14 protein-coding genes are annotated in these 18,277 nt (G+C 43.3%); 9 read left to right on the top strand and 5 right to left on the bottom strand.

The window, feature by feature from the left end; all coding sequences use genetic code 11:
* Nucleotides 1-2 precede the first annotated feature (2 nt).
* The gene (locus ACVFI8_RS01025) at nt 3-2,141 is read right to left on the bottom strand and encodes a heparinase II/III domain-containing protein (protein ID WP_457872776.1); all 2,139 of its coding nucleotides are present in this window, start codon (nt 2,139-2,141) and stop codon (nt 3-5) included.
* 301 nt (nt 2,142-2,442) lie between these two features.
* On the opposite strand from ACVFI8_RS01025, the gene ACVFI8_RS01020 reads away from it, so the two are divergent.
* From ACVFI8_RS01020 to ACVFI8_RS01000, 5 genes are all read left to right on the top strand, one after another.
* On the top strand, nt 2,443-4,209 hold the full coding sequence (locus ACVFI8_RS01020) for a sodium:solute symporter family protein (RefSeq protein ID WP_457872775.1): 1,767 nt from the start codon (nt 2,443-2,445) through the stop codon (nt 4,207-4,209).
* A gap of 115 nt (nt 4,210-4,324) precedes the next feature.
* Complete coding sequence (locus ACVFI8_RS01015; RefSeq protein WP_248715296.1) at nt 4,325-4,660, top strand: cupin domain-containing protein; 336 nt, start codon at nt 4,325-4,327, stop codon at nt 4,658-4,660.
* Nucleotides 4,661-4,672: 12 nt separating this feature from the next.
* Nucleotides 4,673-5,617: a 2-dehydro-3-deoxygluconokinase gene (gene kdgK / locus ACVFI8_RS01010; protein WP_457872774.1), complete on the top strand. Its 945-nt coding sequence runs from the start codon at nt 4,673-4,675 to the stop codon at nt 5,615-5,617.
* A gap of 16 nt (nt 5,618-5,633) precedes the next feature.
* Nucleotides 5,634-6,248, top strand: coding sequence for a bifunctional 4-hydroxy-2-oxoglutarate aldolase/2-dehydro-3-deoxy-phosphogluconate aldolase (locus ACVFI8_RS01005; protein WP_457872773.1), 615 nt, complete (start codon nt 5,634-5,636; stop codon nt 6,246-6,248).
* A 257-nt stretch (nt 6,249-6,505) separates the two neighbouring features.
* Nucleotides 6,506-8,416 carry a methyl-accepting chemotaxis protein gene (locus ACVFI8_RS01000; protein WP_248715299.1) on the top strand — a complete coding sequence of 637 codons (1,911 nt, stop codon included), beginning with the start codon at nt 6,506-6,508 and terminating at the stop codon, nt 8,414-8,416.
* A gap of 61 nt (nt 8,417-8,477) precedes the next feature.
* On the opposite strand, the gene ACVFI8_RS00995 is transcribed toward ACVFI8_RS01000, so the two are convergent.
* Nucleotides 8,478-10,100, bottom strand: a complete 1,623-nt coding sequence (locus ACVFI8_RS00995) for a phospholipase A (RefSeq protein WP_457872772.1) — start codon at nt 10,098-10,100, stop codon at nt 8,478-8,480.
* A gap of 261 nt (nt 10,101-10,361) precedes the next feature.
* Here ACVFI8_RS00995 and ACVFI8_RS00990 point away from each other — a divergent pair, with 261 nt between their 5' ends.
* From ACVFI8_RS00990 to ACVFI8_RS00980, 3 genes are all read left to right on the top strand, one after another.
* Nucleotides 10,362-10,835: an AAA family ATPase gene (locus tag ACVFI8_RS00990; protein WP_457872771.1), complete on the top strand. Its 474-nt coding sequence runs from the start codon at nt 10,362-10,364 to the stop codon at nt 10,833-10,835.
* A 124-nt stretch (nt 10,836-10,959) separates the two neighbouring features.
* Complete coding sequence (locus ACVFI8_RS00985; protein ID WP_248715302.1) at nt 10,960-12,105, top strand: GNAT family N-acetyltransferase; 1,146 nt, start codon at nt 10,960-10,962, stop codon at nt 12,103-12,105.
* Between the two features lie 26 nt (nt 12,106-12,131).
* Nucleotides 12,132-12,710: a DUF6151 family protein gene (locus ACVFI8_RS00980; RefSeq protein ID WP_457872770.1), complete on the top strand. Its 579-nt coding sequence runs from the start codon at nt 12,132-12,134 to the stop codon at nt 12,708-12,710.
* Nucleotides 12,711-12,740: 30 nt separating this feature from the next.
* Here the strand turns inward: ACVFI8_RS00980 and ACVFI8_RS00975 are convergent, their stop codons facing one another.
* On the bottom strand, nt 12,741-13,136 hold the full coding sequence (locus tag ACVFI8_RS00975) for a carboxymuconolactone decarboxylase family protein (RefSeq protein WP_457872769.1): 396 nt from the start codon (nt 13,134-13,136) through the stop codon (nt 12,741-12,743).
* A gap of 97 nt (nt 13,137-13,233) precedes the next feature.
* On the bottom strand, nt 13,234-14,124 hold the full coding sequence (locus ACVFI8_RS00970) for a LysR family transcriptional regulator (RefSeq protein ID WP_457872768.1): 891 nt from the start codon (nt 14,122-14,124) through the stop codon (nt 13,234-13,236).
* A gap of 201 nt (nt 14,125-14,325) precedes the next feature.
* Here ACVFI8_RS00970 and ACVFI8_RS00965 point away from each other — a divergent pair, with 201 nt between their 5' ends.
* Nucleotides 14,326-15,522, top strand: coding sequence for an MFS transporter (locus tag ACVFI8_RS00965; RefSeq protein WP_457872767.1), 1,197 nt, complete (start codon nt 14,326-14,328; stop codon nt 15,520-15,522).
* Between the two features lie 86 nt (nt 15,523-15,608).
* Here the strand turns inward: ACVFI8_RS00965 and ACVFI8_RS00960 are convergent, their stop codons facing one another.
* Entirely contained in the window at nt 15,609-18,275 is a 2,667-nt protein-coding gene (locus ACVFI8_RS00960; RefSeq protein WP_457872766.1) for a M14 family zinc carboxypeptidase, read from the bottom strand.
* Nucleotides 18,276-18,277: the final 2 nt, after the last annotated feature.

The following is an 18,277-nucleotide window of genomic DNA, read 5'->3' as shown; positions in this document are numbered from 1 at the left end:
GATTAACCTCGGTTCTTTAGTAAAGCCAGAGATCCCTGCCAGCAATAGGTTTGTTGATTAAATTCAATAGAGTGTTGTGTATTGGGTGTAACATCGCGCTGATTACTTATCATAATCGTGAAGTTGATGCCTTCCCCCTGCACAGTAATAACACTGCCGATGTCATTGCTAACAATCACCGTCACTTGGTTTACTTTACCGCGAGCATTGGTACTTGCTTCTACCGCTTCGTTAAAGTAGCCGTGGGTTTCTAATACGTTAGCAAATACCGTAGATTTAGCCTTACGGCGTAAGATAAAACTGGTTTCGTTACGCAGGTTAAATTGTGGGTCGTTAGCGCCAACACGCGTAAAAAACAGTTCATCGTTGGTTTCACTCGCACTAATCCACGAGTAATAACTGCTGCCTTGTAGCCAGCTAACTAAGCTGTTATCCGCGGCTTTACCTTGCGCTTCATTCCACAGGTGTTGATAACCATAATTGTCACCCATTGGGGCTAATTCGGTGTGGGTTTGGTAGTCGCTATTGCAGCGTACAATTTGCCCTTGGTATTGCAGGGCGTAATCGTAGATATGTTCTTGTTCGCTGCTTAAACGGAATACATCAACTAGCAAGGGAGCTTCAAGGGCTTCATCGTTAATTAGTACTAAACTGCGCTGTTGTTGAACGCCGGGGTAGAAATCATCGGCAAAGGCACTGACGGCCTGTAAGTCTTGATTGTCAGTATTAAAGAAATGGGGAATACCATGTTTGCTGTCGGCTAACTTAACGTCAAAGTTATTTTGACAGCATTGATCTACCGCTACTGCATTATGGGCTATGGTTTGGCGTGCGTAAGATTTATTTTCGTCTAGGTAACGCCCACCAAATTTAGGCTCAACATTTACCCAGCGACCAAATCCGTATTCTTTTAATACTTCTTGGCCGCGGTTAAAGAAGCTAATACCCAAGGTATCAAAATGGCCATGGCCCATGCCATGTTGGCCATAGTTCATCACTAACTGGCTAACGTCACCACCTTTGCTTTGCATACGAACAAAACCTTGAGCTCCTCGGTCGCCATTGGGGCCTTCGTTTAACTCTACGCTTGGCCAGTGTGGCAGGCTTGGGTTGGTGCTTTGCTCATAAGCATCGGAAAGTGATAAGCCACAACTATGTAGCCAAACGCCTTGCTGAATCTGTGCCATAGCTAATAAGCGTTCATCATGACCGTAATGTTTGTAGGCTAAGCTGACGGCAACCACCACGCCTTGATCTTTGATATCCATTGATAATGAAGCATCATTTAGCGCAGGGAATACGCCATTAGGGTAGGCGGTAGCAAGCATCGCTTTTATGGTTTTGCCGATGACTTGATCTTTATATTCAAAGATATTTAGTTCTGGGCGGTGGCGGTGTAATACCTCGGCAAATAAACACAGTGGTCTAATGGCGTAACGGTGATAATAGGGGCCTTCCATATAGTAGCCAGAGGGAGCAAATAGTTGGCTAATTTGAGCAAGAAAACCGCCAGTCACATCATCGCCTTTCAAGCCATGCACTGACATCTCTATGTATTCGGGTTTATCAATGGCGAGCCCACATATACCGACGGCGGCTACAGCCCATAAACCATGGTTATGAATGCGGTCAAAGTCGAAGCCATATTTGTCGGTGAACATGTCCAGCATCGGTTGAAATAACTGGCCTTCGATGTGTTGGCGCTGTTCTTCGTTTAACCAATGTTTAATACAGCTGTATCCTAGGCTGGCATATAAAAGCCAAACGTGTTCGTTTAAGATCTGGTGGAACAAGCGCCCAGGAGGATTAGTATTACGCTGAATATGGAAACCAAAACCTAAATATTTGTCAGCGTATTCACTTAACATATCAGCTGCGTAATGAGCGTATTGGTCTTCACCTGTAATTAGAAATAGGCGGCCTGCTTGGTTAATATACTGGTAGTTCTGTTTGTGGCGGTTATGCTCATACCCGCCAGCTTCACCGTGTCCAGGCACTTCAATAGGATTGGCCATGTAAGTTTGGGTATCGCTAATCATGCTAGCTAAGGTTTTACCCATTAAGCTATCGCGCCCCAGTTGATTACGCATATCTAATATTTCGTGATGACTCATTAACACTGCATTTACGTTCTCAAGCATTGTAACCTCGTAATACTCATATCTATTGGCTATAAAGTAATACAAATAGCCCAACTAGTCAGCATAAAGATTTAAAAGAGTGAGCTTACTCACAATATATCTAACAGGGAGCTTCGAGCTGTCTCTAAGCCCTTTTATACGGGGCTTATACGGTACTTGATTGCAAATAACTTTTCTGACAATTAAAAACAATTCGATCTCCATCACATATAATGTGCTTTTGTATTACAATAAAATGATATTGCTTTTAAACTACGTCTGTTCTTTAATTTTCAGTTTCAATTAACCTTCAGAGGCAGTTATGAGTATTGATATCGTTGTTGTACTAGCCTACTTCGTATTTTTGATTGCGATAGGCTGGATGTTTCGTACTTTTACCTCTTCCACCAGTGATTACTTTAGAGGCGGCGGTAAAATGCTGTGGTGGATGGTAGGTGCGACAGCATTTATGACTCAATTTTCAGCATGGACCTTTACTGGAGCAGCAGGGAAAGCATTTACCGATGGTTTTGCCATCGTTATCTTGTTCTTGGCCAACGCGTTTGGCTATTTTATGAATTACATTTATTTCGCACCTAAGTTTAGGCAGCTTCGCGTTGTTACGGCCATTGAGGCGATTAAAAAGCGCTTTGGCCGTACCTCTGAGCAGTTTTTTACTTGGTTAGGTATGCCTGACAGCTTGATTTCTGCGGGTGTCTGGTTGAACGGTTTAGCCATTTTTGTTGCCGCCGTATTTAACATCCCGATGGAAACAACCATTATCTTTACCGGTGTAGTACTCGTGATTATGGCCGTAACTGGTGGATCTTGGGCCGTTGTAGCTTCTGATTTTATGCAGATGTTAGTGATTATGGCTGTGACAATTACGTGTGCTATTGCCGCTTACTTCCATGGCGGCGGTTTAACCAATATCGTTAGTAATTTCCATGGCGATTTCGTTGTAGGCAGTAACTTAAACTACATTAGTATTTTCTTACTTTGGATCGTGTTCATCTTTGTTAAGCAATTCGGTGTCATGAATAACAGCATTAATGCCTACCGTTATTTGTGTGCCAAAGACAGTGACAATGCGCGTAAAGCTGCAGGTCTTGCTTGTATCTTAATGATTGTTGGTCCGCTAATTTGGTTCTTACCGCCTTGGTATGTGAACGCGTTCATGCCTGACTTTGCCGAAGCTTATGGCTCGGTGGGTGGCAGTGATGCAGCTTATTTAGCCTTTGTTCAAAATGTGATGCCTGCGGGCATGGTAGGTTTGTTAATGTCGGCAATGTTTGCGGCTACGATGAGCTCAATGGATTCAGGTTTAAACCGTAATGCAGGCATCTTTATACGTAATTTCTATTCGCCGATCGTACGTAAAGAAGCGGCCAGTGAAAAAGAGCTGATTGTAGCGAGTAAGTTAGCCACGATATTTATGGGCTTTGTGATTATCGCAATAGGCTTGTTTATTAATTCATTACGTCATTTAAGTTTGTTCGATATTGTGTTGAACATTGGTGCTCTAATTGGCTTCCCAATGTTAATTCCTGTGTTATTAGGCATGTGGGTGCGTAACACGCCTGATTGGGCTGGATGGGCCACCTTGATAGTTGGTGGTGTGGTGTCTTACGTATTCGGTGTGGCACTTACAGCAGATGATATCCAAAATTGGTTCGGTTTAGAGCAGCAACTAACAAGCCGCGAATGGGCAGACCTTAAAGTTGGCTTAAGCTTGGCTGCACACGTAATTGTTACCGGTGGATTCTTCCTTGCAACAACCAAGTTCTACCGTGGCCGCACACCTGAGCGTCAAGCTGAGGTTGATGAACTATTTCGTGATTGGAATACGCCGGTTTATGCAGAAAGCGAAGAGCAACAAAACCTTGATACTCGCCAACGTTCAATGTTGGGCAACCTCATTAGCGTAGCAGGCTTCGGAATTATCGCGATGGCTTTGATTCCAAACGACATATCAGGCAGAGCTTTATTCGTATTATGTGGAACTATCGTGTTAACGGCGGGGATACTGTTGGTTCAAGCAGCACGTAAACCTAATAAAACCTTAACCGTTGAATCTGCAACTGAATAACTCAATTAACAACAATCGAGCAGCAAGGTCGCGCGCGGCCTTGCGATTCGATAATTAGATAGCCGTCTATCTATTGATAGACAGTAAGTACAATTAGATAATAACGAGAAACACTATGACAGCATTTTTTAATTCAGCAGAAGCCACTTGGGACGACCTTGGCGATGGCATCACCCGTAAAATTGTCGGTTATACAGAGCAGTTAATGGTTGTTCATGTTCGCTTTGAGAAGGGTGCCATTGGTGTACCTCACGCTCACGAACTTCATGATCAAATTGGTTACGTTGCTGAAGGCAGCTTTGAAGCTGAAGTTAACGGCGAAAAGAAAATTGTTAAAAAAGGCGATGCCTATATCGCTTCAAAAACCTTTATGCATGGGGCCGTGGCGCTTGAAGAAGGCAGTGTATTAGTAGATTGTTTCTCACCCCCGCGTGAGGATTTCTTGGCTTAAGAGGAAACATTGATGACTGAGTTAAAAGTCGCTTTTATTGGCGAATGCATGGTTGAGTTACAACAGCAACAGCAGGGCTTACGCCAAAGCTTTGGTGGTGACACCTTAAATACAGCGGTATATTTTTCGCGGTTAGTGAACAGTGCTACCGTGAGTTATGTTACTGCCTTAGGTACCGATCAATTAAGCGACCAGATGCTTGCTATATGGCATCAAGAGCAAATTGACACTCAATTGGTACAGAGGTTGAGTGATAAATTACCAGGTATTTACATGGTGCAGGTTGATGAGACCGGTGAGCGTAGCTTTCTATACTGGCGAAATGATTCTGCAGCCAAATACTGGCTGGATAATGTAAGTGATGCATTGTTAGAACAATTGTATGCTTACGATGTTGTGTATTTATCGGGGATCAGTGTCGCTATTCTCTCTGAAGCGATGCGCGAGAAACTTTACCATGTTTTAGCTCAGTGCCAAGCTAATGGAGCTAAAGTAATGTTTGATAACAACTTTAGACCAGCACTTTGGCAAAGTAAGCAACAGGCGATTGATGCTTACGCAAAAATTTTAGCTTGTACTCATACAGCGATGCTTACCTTTGATGACGAGCAAGCTATTTATGGTGATGAACACATAGAACAATGTATTGAACGTACCTTAGCGCTAGGTGTCAGTGAGTTGGTGATAAAGCGTGGCAGCAAAGACTGCCTAATTGTCACTGAAGAGGGTGCTATTAGTGTGCCTGCCACCAAGGTAGCCAATGTAGTGGATACTAATGCAGCAGGGGATTCTTTTGCAGCAGGTTATTTGGCGGCTCGTCTGCAAGGTGCTAACGCTAAACAAGCAGCGTTAACCGGCCATAAAATGGCAGGAACCGTTATACAGCATAAAGGTGCCATTATTGATGCTAAGCACATGCCTACCATTCAGCTATTATCTACCGCAGATGCGGTATAACTATTAGGATAGAAAAATGACATTAAATGAACAACTTCAGAAGCTTAAAGTAATTCCTGTTATTGCCATTGATAACGCCGATGATGCAGTACCGCTAGCAAAAGTATTGGTTGATAACGGTTTACCTTGTGCCGAAATTACGTTTAGAACTCCTGCTGCAGCCCAAGCCATTGCCAATATGCGTGAAGCCTACCCTGATATGTTAATCGGTGCTGGTACGGTGTTAACGAGTGAGCAAGTAGACCAAGCTATTGATGCGGGTGTAGATTTTGTTGTAAGCCCAGGTTTTAACCCGACCACCGTTCTTTACTGCCAACAACGAAATATGCCAATTATTCCAGGTGTAAATAACCCTTCGTTGGTTGAGCAAGCGATGGAAATGGGCTTAGATACCTTGAAGTTTTTCCCTGCTGAGCCTTCTGGCGGCGTAGGCATGTTGAAAGCATTGACTGCGGTTTATCCTGTTAAGTTCATGCCTACGGGCGGAGTATCAGTAAAAAACATTAACGACTACTTAAGCATTAATGCAGTTCTTGCTTGCGGTGGTACGTGGATGGTACCGGCCAATTTAATTAAAGATCAAAACTGGGATGCCATTGCGGAGTTGGTTAAAGCTATCGACTTAAGTTAACAACGCTAATTCTTCGTTTTCAGAAGCTCTAAAGGTTAGCCCTTTAGAGCTTTTTCATATCTGCCGTTTGAGCTTCATGTATCCATACATTGTTTGGCTAGGTGTGGTGATTATTAAGCTGACATTATGTTAACAATGTCAAAGAATGTTTAAAAATCATCGTTGTGTAATGTCATTTTATTGAGCAAGTTAGCAGTATTTCAACAGTTATCCGATATACAATTGCTGGATATATAATAATACAAATGAGAGGATCTATGAAGCAATTGGGATTTAAGGCTAGCCTATTAACCGCAATAACCAGTCTGATGATTTTATCGCTTTTAGTAAGTAGTTATTTGTCTTATAGCCTATTAAAACAGCAAATAACACTCGGCTTAACAGATGATATACATCATACAATTGATACTAAGGTGAGTGAGATTCAGGCCTCCTTTAGTAGAACCACTGCTGCGGTAACTGAGCTAGCAGCTTTGTATAAGCAAGGTGAACATAGCAACGACCATGTAAAGATGACTCAATACACTGCAAAATTAGGCGGAGTAGTTAAAGTTATTATAGGTTTTGATGATGGTTCGTCTTTTGTATCTAAAGCTTCTGAGTCATTTCCTGATGGCGTTGGCATTCCGAGTAAATACGATCCTCGTTCAAGACCTTGGTATCAAGCAGGCAAACGTAATGGTGTACTGTCTTTGAGTGATGTTTTTTTCACTCGCTCAGAGGGGATCCCGATGGTGGGCGTAATGCACCCGATTCAAGATGGGATTATCATGGCTGATCTGCGCTTTGACCAATTACAGCAGCAACTAGATTCTTTAAGTGAGATTGAGGGTGCCACTGGCTTTATCATCGACAAGCAGGGCTTGGTACTCGCTTCGAATACCCGTTTTATAAACCAGAAAGACAATATTAAGCAAAGTGAAAATTTGCTCGATGTGTTTTCTGCGGTGGTTGGTAGAGATGAATCGTTTGAGACCGTTGAAATTGAAAGCATTGCCACTTTGATCGCTAGTCAGAAAATACCATTACTTGGCGACAACGAGTGGTATGTGGTTACGGTTGTAGATGAAGCCGTGGCGTTTGCTCCATTAACGGCTGCAACCTATAAGTTAGCGATGATCATCGCTTTAGCAGTGATCGTATCGGTGTTAATTTTGCTGTTTGTCATGAATAAACTCTATCAGCCGATAAATAAACTGAGAGACTTAGTGACTGAGTTAGGCCAAGGTAATGCCGATTTAACACAGCGACTAGAGGTCAATAACGACGACGATATTGGCAAAATAGCGTCGGGCATAAACAACTTTATTTCTCAATTACAAACCATGTTAGTTGATATCAATAATGCCACATTAAAACTGTCTAATGGCGTTAATACACTTCAACAGTATAGTCGTAGTAGTGAGCAAATTTTGGTACAACACTCTAGTGAAACAACACAAATTGTGACTGCCATAGAGGAGTTATCAAACACCGCGGTGATGGTTGCCGAACATACCAGCTCTGCGGCGCAATATACCAGTGATGCCAATCAAACGGGTGAGTTGTCAATTGATACTATCAAATCTACCCAGCAAAAAATTCAAGCGCTGGCAGCACAAATTCATGAAACTTCTAGCAACATAGAGAACATGAACAATGAGACCAGCAGTATTCAAAGTATTGTTGAGGTGATCGGTAGTATTGCAGAACAAACTAACTTATTGGCCTTGAATGCTTCCATTGAAGCGGCCAGAGCGGGCGATCAAGGCCGTGGTTTTGCGGTAGTTGCAGATGAGGTTCGTGCATTGGCAAGCCGCACTCAAACCAGCACTAGTGAGATTGAAACCGCACTTTCAAAACTTAAAAATGAAGCGTCGTTAGTTGTCTCTTCTATTGGTAGCACTGAGCACACTTGTAACGACACGGTAGGAGAGGCGGCTAATACCTCTGATAATTTACAGGAAATGAGCGTTATTGTTACTAAAATCAACGAACTGAATTCACAAGTATCAACCTCAGCTAATGAGCAAAATGTGGTTATTCAAGACATCAACAAAAGCATGCACCAAATCCATGACATGGTTGAAAAACTAAATAATGAAGGGAGCTTACAACGCGTTGAAACTGAAAATATCGCCACAATCAATCGTGATTTAAGCGACATGATCGGAAAATTCAGACTATAAAAAATCACAACTGCCTATGTGTAGTGAATGTTGCTACACATAGGCTTTGTTTATTTCGCGATTAATTATTTAGCGCAAAGCCTATACCTAAGCTTTGGTTGTGTTTGTTGTAGTCAATCAGCGATTCACCGTAACCATTGAAATATTTTAAGTATAAGGCCAGTTCTTTGGTGATTGGGTAGGCCCACCTCACGTCAATAGCACCTTTATTATCTGTTTTTAGATTGTTGCGAGCCATCAAGCTTAAGCGATGATTGTCGTTTATTTGCCAATTTGCGGTTAATTCTCCGTAGCCATAATAATCTTCAATATTAGGGTTGTCGTCTTCGCTGGCATCTTCTTTAAGTCGGTACCAAGGTTTAATGCCAATAGTGACTGGCTTGGCATCAAAGCTAAGTTCGGTATAGATACGATTCCAAGAGCGCGAACGTATCTGAGTTTGACCATTTGACTCATGTACGAATCCAAACCTTACCCATTCTGGAAGCCACACGGAACTGTCTTGCTGCTGTTGCTGGGCATTCCACTGGTAAAACAATTCTGGTTCGTAGTTGGTTTCTCTAATGGCATCTCCATCGCGGCCATAAGGTTGCCAGAATGTTTGCTGGCTATAAGCGAAGCTTAGATTGTCACTGCTGGTAAATAGGGTAAAAGGAAACGTGAGTCGAAAACTCAACTGAAACTCAAGCTCAACTTTCTCGGGCGTGTCACCTGTAAGCCCTCCGGCTAGATCTGGCGCTGCAGGTGAAGGGTTGTACTTTACGGGAAGTATATAATTGTCTCTAAATATGCTCATGCCGGCAAAGGTCCATTTGCTGCTTTGCGATGCCATTTCTCGCCTGTCGCCGATTCGATTTAAGGATACCCCTAAACCAAAAGATTGATTATGAATATTGTAATCAATCATTGATTCGCCATAACCGTTGAAGTACTTAGCATACAGCGAAATAGTTGGAGACATACAGTAGGAGAAGCGCAGATCAATCGCCCCTTTATTATCAGACTTGAGGTTGTTGCGCCCCATCGCTTTAATCGCGTGGTTGCACTGGTCGTCGCCAAACAGATAAGCGACAGACACCTCTCCATAGCCATAATAGTCAGTGAATGATTCGCCAGCGTTGATTTCTGGACCAACGGGTAGCCAAGGTTTCACGCGAAAAAGCCAACTATCATAGTTGGCATCTAACTGTGCGTAAATTCTGTCCCATGAGCGGTCGAATTCATCATATGAGCCGTTAGCTTTGTGGCTATAACCAATGCTAACAGCACGGAAGTGTAATTTATTTTGGCTTATCGCGAACTCTGAAGGGCGCCATGTATAAATAAGCTCGGGTTCGTAGTTGGTATCTCGGAAAGGAGAAGAGAATGGCTTGTTGTAGACTTGCCAAAAGCTTTGTTGGGTATAAGCAAAGCTTAAATAATCACGATTAGCTAACATGCCCTCGGCGACAATCAATTTGCCACTAATTTGAAATTCTGCTTCAAGATTATCTAGTCGTTGACCGTCACTGCCATCTTTCGTAGCAAAAACGCTTGAATACTCATTTAAAGAAGGAGGGTTAGGGTTGTATTTCGCCAGCAGAATATAGGTGTCGTGATGAGCTACCAGTCTGGGTCCCGCGGCTTCAACAGAGAGAGCCAAAGTGGAACCAAACACAGCCAGTGCTAAATAGCATTTTTTCATATCGTCCCTAAATACTTAATAAGCCTTACATGGCGTTTACTCAACGAAATGTTTTTTGCATCGCGCGTTTGTTTTATTTTATGTTAGCGATATATAACCAAATAAGCGAGAAAACCTAAGCTTATAAAGTTTATCGCTCATCTTGCTAAGACCACAAGTCATAGAGAGTAAAAAGAGCGTATCATGAAGGAGGGTTAATTCTTAGCGTTGACTAACCCTTATATTTAGCGCTTATCAAACAACTCACGTTTTAAGGACATAATGGCAAAAATCTATTTTATCTGTGGATTTATTGGATCAGGCAAAACCACTTACGCTAAAAAACTAGCGAAACAACAACCGGCTTTTCGCTTTACCATCGATGAGTGGATGATCCCCCTTTATGGTGAACATATGGAACGCGAAGTGTTTGACGCGCGTTTTGACACTCTCACTGCGTTGTTCAAAGCGTCGGCCGAAGAACTACTCGGTTTAGGGACCTCGGTAATTTTTGACTTTGGGTTGTGGGGCGAGGCTGAAAGGCGGGCGATGTCTTGCTGGGCTAAGTCAATGAATGTGGAGTATGAGATGATTTATCTTGATGTAAGTTATCAGGCGTGTTGTGAAAGAGCCTACTCCCGCAACTCAAAAAGGGGCGACCAAGCCTACGAAATGACACCTGAAATGATGGCCATGTTTTGGGACAAATTTGAAAAACCCTCTGCCAATGAGAAAATAACTTGGCTTGAACTATAAGCCGTAAGCTTCGGGACATAAGCGACATTCATGTCGTTTTACAAAGCAGCGATACAGACATTTAGCTTTAATGTTACAGATGTTGTAATTTAGTTGTATTGCTGCTGATTAGAAAACGACTTTGATGCTTAAACAACCTAACGACACCGCCCAAGCAAGTGATTTTAAGGTGCACGCTAATCTAAGTGGCGTCGCGCTTCAGTCAGTTGAGCCTAGCTCTCCGTTTAGTAACCCTATTTTTCTTATCGCTTTAGAAGAGCAGAGGTGCGTAGGTGAAAATAGCGGATGGGTTGCCAATCATATTGAGTTACCCGATCATCAGATTGTTATTCCCAGCTATTTGAAGCACCACAGTTATGGAGAGTATGTGTTTGATTGGGCCTGGGCAGATGCCTATCAGCGGCATGGACTAGAGTATTATCCCAAGTTGGTGACGATGCAGCCGTTCACCCCTATCACCAATGCTAAGCACTTTGGTCCAACTTTAAACAGTAAAGCCATAAAAGCTTGGGCTGACAGTGTGTTTGCTATCTGTGAGCAACAGCAACTCAGCTCTTGGCATTGTAATTTCATTCACCAACAACTGGCGAATGAGTTGGCAGAGTCAGGTTGTATGATTCGCCATGGTGTGCAGTTTGAATGGTACAACAAGGGGTATCAACATTTTGACCAGTTTGTTGCAACCTTTACCTCTCGCAAACGAAAAAACACCAATAAAGAGCGACGTATAGCTCAGGCTAGTGTTGACCAAATACACTGGAAAATAGGTGCGGATATATGCCAGACCTCTTTAGAGGCCTTTTATCTGTGTTACCAATCAACCTATTTGAAGCGCGGGCAGCAAGGCTATCTAAGTTTTGAGTTTTTTGATCAGTTAAGTAAACGGATGGGCGACTCCATGTTGTTAGTCACCGCTGAGAAAAACCAAAAAACCATTGCGTCAGCGTTGTTTTTCTTTGACAAAGACAACCTATATGGGCGCTATTGGGGCTGTATACAAGACATCGATATGTTGCATTTTGAATTGTGTTTTTACCAAGGGATAGAGTTTGCCATATCACGCCAAATTAAACGCTTTAATCCTGGTACGCAAGGGGAGCATAAGTTGTATAGGGGGTTTGAGCCGACCACCACTTATTCAGCTCACTATATTAAGCAGCCTGATTTTGCTGCAGCTATTAACAACTTTTGTCAGCAAGAAAAGCAACAAATTTTCCAATATAAACAGCAATGTTTACAGCTACTGCCATTCAAGTCTGTGAGCAGTTAACTAACATTCATAAAAATGGGGTACTAATGACGGATTTATCTTTACAGTGTCAATGTGGAAAAGTGGCCGGTTCGGTGAGCAAGGTTAAACGTAGCTGTTGCAACCGAATAGTATGTTATTGCAAAGATTGTCAAAAGTTTGCTCACTACCTATCCAGTGAAACAACGACTTTAGATGCTTATGGCGGTACAGAGGTTTATCAACTCGCTCCGAGCTCTATACACATCGAGCACGGTATTGAACAACTGAGGTGCGCAAGGTTAACCAGTAAGGGCATTTATCGTTGGTATAGTGCTTGTTGTAATACTCCTATTGCCAATACGGTTGGCTTAAAGGTGCCTTTTGTAGCCATTTATCATAACTTTATTGTTTCTGAGCCGAATGCAGAGGAGGTTTTGGGACCGGTAATTGGTATGTTGTACCCTGAACAAGCTCTCACCCCGATCCCGAGCGAGCAACAAGTGACCACCTCAACGTTCATGCTAAAAGCTCAAGTGCTTACCAAGTTATTTTTGTGGAAACTAACAGGGCAAGGTAAACCAAGCCCATTTTATCAAGCATCGGGTAAAGCCATTGTTAAGCCGATAGTGCTTGAAAAACAATAGTTAGATCACTTCCTATCCTGGCTGACGCTGTTAGCGGTTGTCAGTTAGGTCGATGTTTCTTTCTTCAAAAACGTGTTTGGCGACTAACATGCCGTTAATCGCAGCAGGAAAACCTGCGTATACCGCCATTTGAATTATCACTTCGGTTATTTCTGTAGGCTTACAGCCTACATTAAGCGCGCCATGTATGTGTACTGCTAGTTGCGGGGCGCTATTGGCCATCGCTGTAAGGGCCGCTACCGTTGCTATTTCTCGGGATCTTAAGTCAAGCTCTGGGCGGCTATAGATATCGCCAAACGGAAATTCGATGGTATATTTGGCCAAGTCTGGAGATATTTTAGCGAGGCTTTCTATCACCTTATGGCCTGCATCTCCGTCAATTTCACTGAGTTTATCTAGGCCTTGTTGGTATCTAGTTTGTTGCATAATAACGTCCTACTATTTATTGACTAAATAAATAGTGTAAACCTTGGAGCTTACTCCCAGTCAAGCCAGATTTTGGTCGGCTTGCTTTGCTTACAAATTATAGGCTTAACCTTGGTTGGATAAATTCTATAAAGGCGCTGATTCTACGGGCTACAGCAGAAGACTTGTAATAAACCGCATTTATTTGTTCGCGGTTGGTATGGGTGAGTTGTTGGTTTTCTAATAATGAAATGAGTCGACCTTGAGCAATATCTTGCTTCACCATAAAGCCAGATAAACAAGCAACGCCATTATTGCTTAGGGCTAGCTGGCGAACCGCTTCACCGTTACTGGCACTGATGCTAGGCGTAAACGCACTAAAGCCTTTTAGCGGCCATTGATTAAGTACCTTAGCACCGCTAAAACCAATTAAGTCATGCTGACTAAGCTGCTCAACGCGAAGAGGAAGGCCTCGTTTGCTTAAGTAGTCTGCTGACGCCACTATGTATAAGGGGCTAGTACCTAATGGGCGGGCATGTAAGGTCGAATCGCTTAATTTACCGATACGAATAGCAAGGTCAGTTTTCTTTTCTAATAAATCTACATAACCTTCATTCGAGCTTAGCACGAGGTCGATGTTTGGAAAGGTTTGTTTAAATTCGCTGATTAGCGGTATTAGTTGGTGCAGTATAAAGGGGCTGGCGGCATCGACTCGTAAGCTACCTTTGGGTAATTCTCCGCGCGCAATGATGTCTTCTTCCGCTTGCTGTATGTGCGCGAGTCCTTGGCGAACCGCTGCTATAAAGTGACGACCTTCGTCGGTTTGCTCAATCCGGCGGGTGGTTCGATTTAAAATGCTGGTGCCTAACTTTACCTCTACTCTTTTCACTGCCCGTGAAACTTTAGCGACTTGAATGTCCAACGCTTCAGCAGCAGCAGAAAACCCACCGTGGTCTACCACTGCGAGTAATATTTCCAATTCATCTGAACGGTTCTTGAGAGAGAACATCTCACTTCCTATTTATATGTATGGTCAATTTTAAGGGGGACCTGTGACCTTTTTTGGCCAAGCTTTTACGATTACCTATAAATTATACAAAAGTATTTTGTATTAACCGCTATTTTTTACAATGGTTTTTTGGCAAATAATGTTTACCTTCAATGGTTGCTGATAGCAACATTAACCTAGAGATGAGTAGAGATTACTATTATGCCATTAGCTTTATTTGCACTGACCTTAAGTGCTTTCGCCATAGGGACCACTGAGTTTGTTATTGTGGGGCTTATACCGACCATGGCTCAAGACCTTGGCGTATCGGTACCTTCCGCCGGATTATTGGTGAGTTTATACGCCTTGGGCGTGGCGATTGGTGCGCCGGTGTTAACTGCACTGACAGGTCAGTGGAATCGAAAACATGTACTACTGGCGGTGATGGGCCTGTTTGTCGCCGGTAACCTGTTAGCATGGCAGGCGCCAAGTTATGAAACCTTGGTGGGGGCGCGAATTCTTACCGGTTTAGCTCATGGTGTGTTTTTCTCAATTGGTTCAACGATAGCAACGGGATTAGTAGCGAAAGAAAAGGCGGCGAGTGCGATCGCAATTATGTTTACCGGATTAACGGTTGCCTTAGTCACTGGGGTACCACTAGGTACTTATATCGGTCAAAATTTTGGCTGGGAAACTACGTTTTTGGTGGTGGCTATACTCGGCCTTATTGCTTTGATAGGCAGTGCTTTTTTGGTACCCAATAACCTAAAGCAAGCGCCTCAAACCAAACTCAAGGATCTGCTCAGTGTAATAACGCAACCGCGATTGTTATTGGTATATGCAATTACAGCCATAGGTTATGGCGGGTCGTTTACGGCGTTTACCTTTTTAGCGTCAATTTTGCAGGATGTCAGCGGGTTTGATGCCAGCGCGATTAGCTTAATTATGTTGGTTTACGGTGTATCGGTTGCGGTGGGCAATATTTGGGGGGGCAAAATGGCTGATAAACTTGGCCCGGTTAAAGCGCTTAGTTGGATTTTCTTGGGTTTGGCTATGGTGTTGATGGTGTTTAATTTTACTGCTTATAACCCAGTAGCCGCAGTCGCTACTATTTTAATATGGGGTGCCTTTGCTTTTGGCAATGTTCCTGGCCTACAAGTCTATGTGGTAAAACTGGCAGAGCAATATACACCGAACGCCGTTGATGTAGCTTCGGGATTGAATATCGCGGCCTTTAATGTAGGGATTGCTTTAGGTGCTTGGGGGGGAGGGATGATTGTTGCCAACGCTGGCGTCATGCACACGCCATGGGCGGGTTCACTAATAGTGTTAGTGGCTTTGTTATTGACTCTGGTCAGCGGGGCATTGGATAAACGGGCTAAGCAGCTAAACGCCTCTAAGCTTTGCCCTCTGGCTTAATTTTTGATAAAGGTTTCAGTCGATTGACTGCTAGATAACGCGAACTCAATCCCCCTTTAAGGATCTTGGCTTAAAGGGGGATTGAGTTATGGATTATCTAAGCTTTGAAAATACTCATCTTGTTGTGGTTCCCAATCTTCGGGATCCAGTTCCACTACTGGCACTGCTTGGTTGGCACTAAAGAAAATGCAAGCTGGGGCTGAATATAATGGCACGCCATCATAAGAGAATACTGAATAGTACTTAGGAATATTCGGGTTACCAAAATCATCAAAGGTATATTCGTCTTTACCACCGTAAATTTTAACGCCATCTTGAGGCGATCTAGGGGGATGAAATCGATTTCGAACAACAAAAGCACCGACAAAATCCGCGTCATCTGGGTTCTTCCAGGTCAGTTTTGCCAAGTTTTTCTCTAGGCTAACAGTGAAGCTAGTGGGCGCGTCTAAGGGTGTTTTAGGTCTTTCTATATATTCAATGACCAGCTTGGGTTGCTGTTGTTTACTGGGCTTATTTAACCAGTGAATTAAGTCATCTTGGCCTTTTTTGCTCGCTGATGTTGAGCGGATCAAAAAACAAATAGGGCTATGTTCACTGTACAGTCGTTCTAGTTCACTTCGGCTAAAGCTGTCGAAGTTAAACACTTGCGGCTTTTTATCCCGTAGCTCTGAATTGCTGACTTCATAACCAATGTACTGGATGCGTTGGCGTTGTTTCACCGCTTCATAACTCAAGTTATCGAACTCAGCCAGTTCTACGGTGAAGCGAATATCCTTTTTGGCCGCCAAAGAGTTGGTATTTTGTAGCAGTAAATAGGCATCAGTAATTATGGTGCGCTGTGGATCTGGCATTGCTTGCATCGCAAAGGCCAATTGCCCATATACTTTTTCACCTTGCGGATCGTAACCCGCAGACAACTTTCCGCTTTCGGTGCCAGCTTGGTAAATACTGTTGACCATTGTGGGGTAAAGTTCAGCCACTTGGGGGCGTCGTGTATAGGTCAATTCTATGCTTGGCCGGTAATGGATTCCAGATCCGAAGCGGCCAAAACCGATGTCAAATTGCATCATTTGCGACTCATGACCCCGCGGAAGGGTGTTGGGGCCATCAATACGGATAAGCACACTGCCTTGCTCTATCTGCTGCTCGAACAGTTTACGCTCTGCGCCGTTAAACGACCAATTACTCCAAACGCCTTGGGTGAGTTTATCTGATTCAATTGCTTGGCCTGTATGTAATACCTTCGCATTTTGGATCGCATCGAAATCGCGAATGTCAGAGACACTTGTAGGGTCAAGTATGGATATCCCCCATTCTCCATAGTTCTCAATTTTTGCGCCTACTCGATTAAGTGGGTAGAGCGAAAATGATGCGGCTTCGATTTGTGCGTCGTCGGGTATCCGGTCTAATTTAAACTCGATAACCCCATAGCAAATGCCTCGCGATTTATTCACGCCAATGAATAAAGAGTTATTACCAAAGTGATCGCGGTTTTTGTCGAGGGTATATTCTCCTACATAGCCAACATCGCTACGCAGTGGAAATAAGGTTCTACTAAATTGGTGATGAGCAAGATTGGTTTTTAGTTTGACTTCTGGTGCATAAGGTCCGCTGATTTTTTGCTTGGCATCAACGGCTCTTATTTTGTAGTAATAGTAACTGCCACTTTGTAATTGTACATCGGTGAAGCTGGTAGACTTGGTTAAGCCCACCAAGTTGTCATCGGTGCAAGGGCTTTTATGTTGTTGATTACGATAAACTTCAAAGAAAACGTCCTCATCGTTTGGATATTCCCACTCCAACGTGGCTTGGTTGTCTGCAATGTCTTTAATGGTAAAGTTGGTTACGCGAGCGGGTGCTAGCGGTGAATAGCTAATCGCACAATCGAGAGCATGCACCAGTGCAGGGATATTCTCGTTAACACTTTGCGCCATGTTTTCCATGTAGTCGGGGATGTTACGGGTGCCCACTTCTACAACAGTGGCGATGATGCCTTTATCATAATAATACTCGCGACCACTGCCGTTGATTAAATTGGTGGGGGGTTTACCTCGATGAATACCGTATTTAGTGCCCGAGACCTTGTTAATTTCGTGGGCCATGTTGGCGCAAAGGGTATTCAGATCAGTGGTGTCAACTTCAGCTTCATGATTAAACTTATGCGCTGGGAAAAATACGTTACCTTGAGAGTGGTAATCTAAGGCCACTGTAATATTGCTATGGGCATCGACAAAGTCTCTAATGGCCCGTGTTTCTGGTTCAGAAAAAGCCTCTGGACCACCGTAGGTGGTGGCGTTGGTATCGTTACGGCGTTTAAAGCGTGTGCCAAAATTTCTGTTCAGGTCTACGCCAAAGGTACCATCTCCATTATTCCGACGGTTTTTTCGCCAAAAAGAGAAGTGAGTACGCGAAAACTCAAAACCGTCGGGGTTAAGACAGGGCACTATATATAAAGTATTGCGACTTAGGGCTTGTTGTAACTTAGGGTTAAACTGATGATTATCAAGGATGTATTTGATAAAGCTGTTGGCCAGCTCAATACCTATCCATTCGCGCGCATGAATAGTACCAGTATACAAAAGCGCGGGTTTGCTGTCCGCATTGGCTAAGCCTAAAGATATCGTTGCAAGTAATATTGGTCTACCTTCCCAGGTTTCTCCGATACTTTGTACCCGGATTAAGTCGGGATATTCAGCCATAGCTTGATCGAGAAATGCCATGGTTTCTTTGTAAGAAGTATATTGTTTTTTCATAG

It is taken from the genome of Agarivorans sp. MS3-6, assembly GCF_054112545.1.
This window is presented reverse-complemented; position numbering and strand designations above follow the sequence as displayed.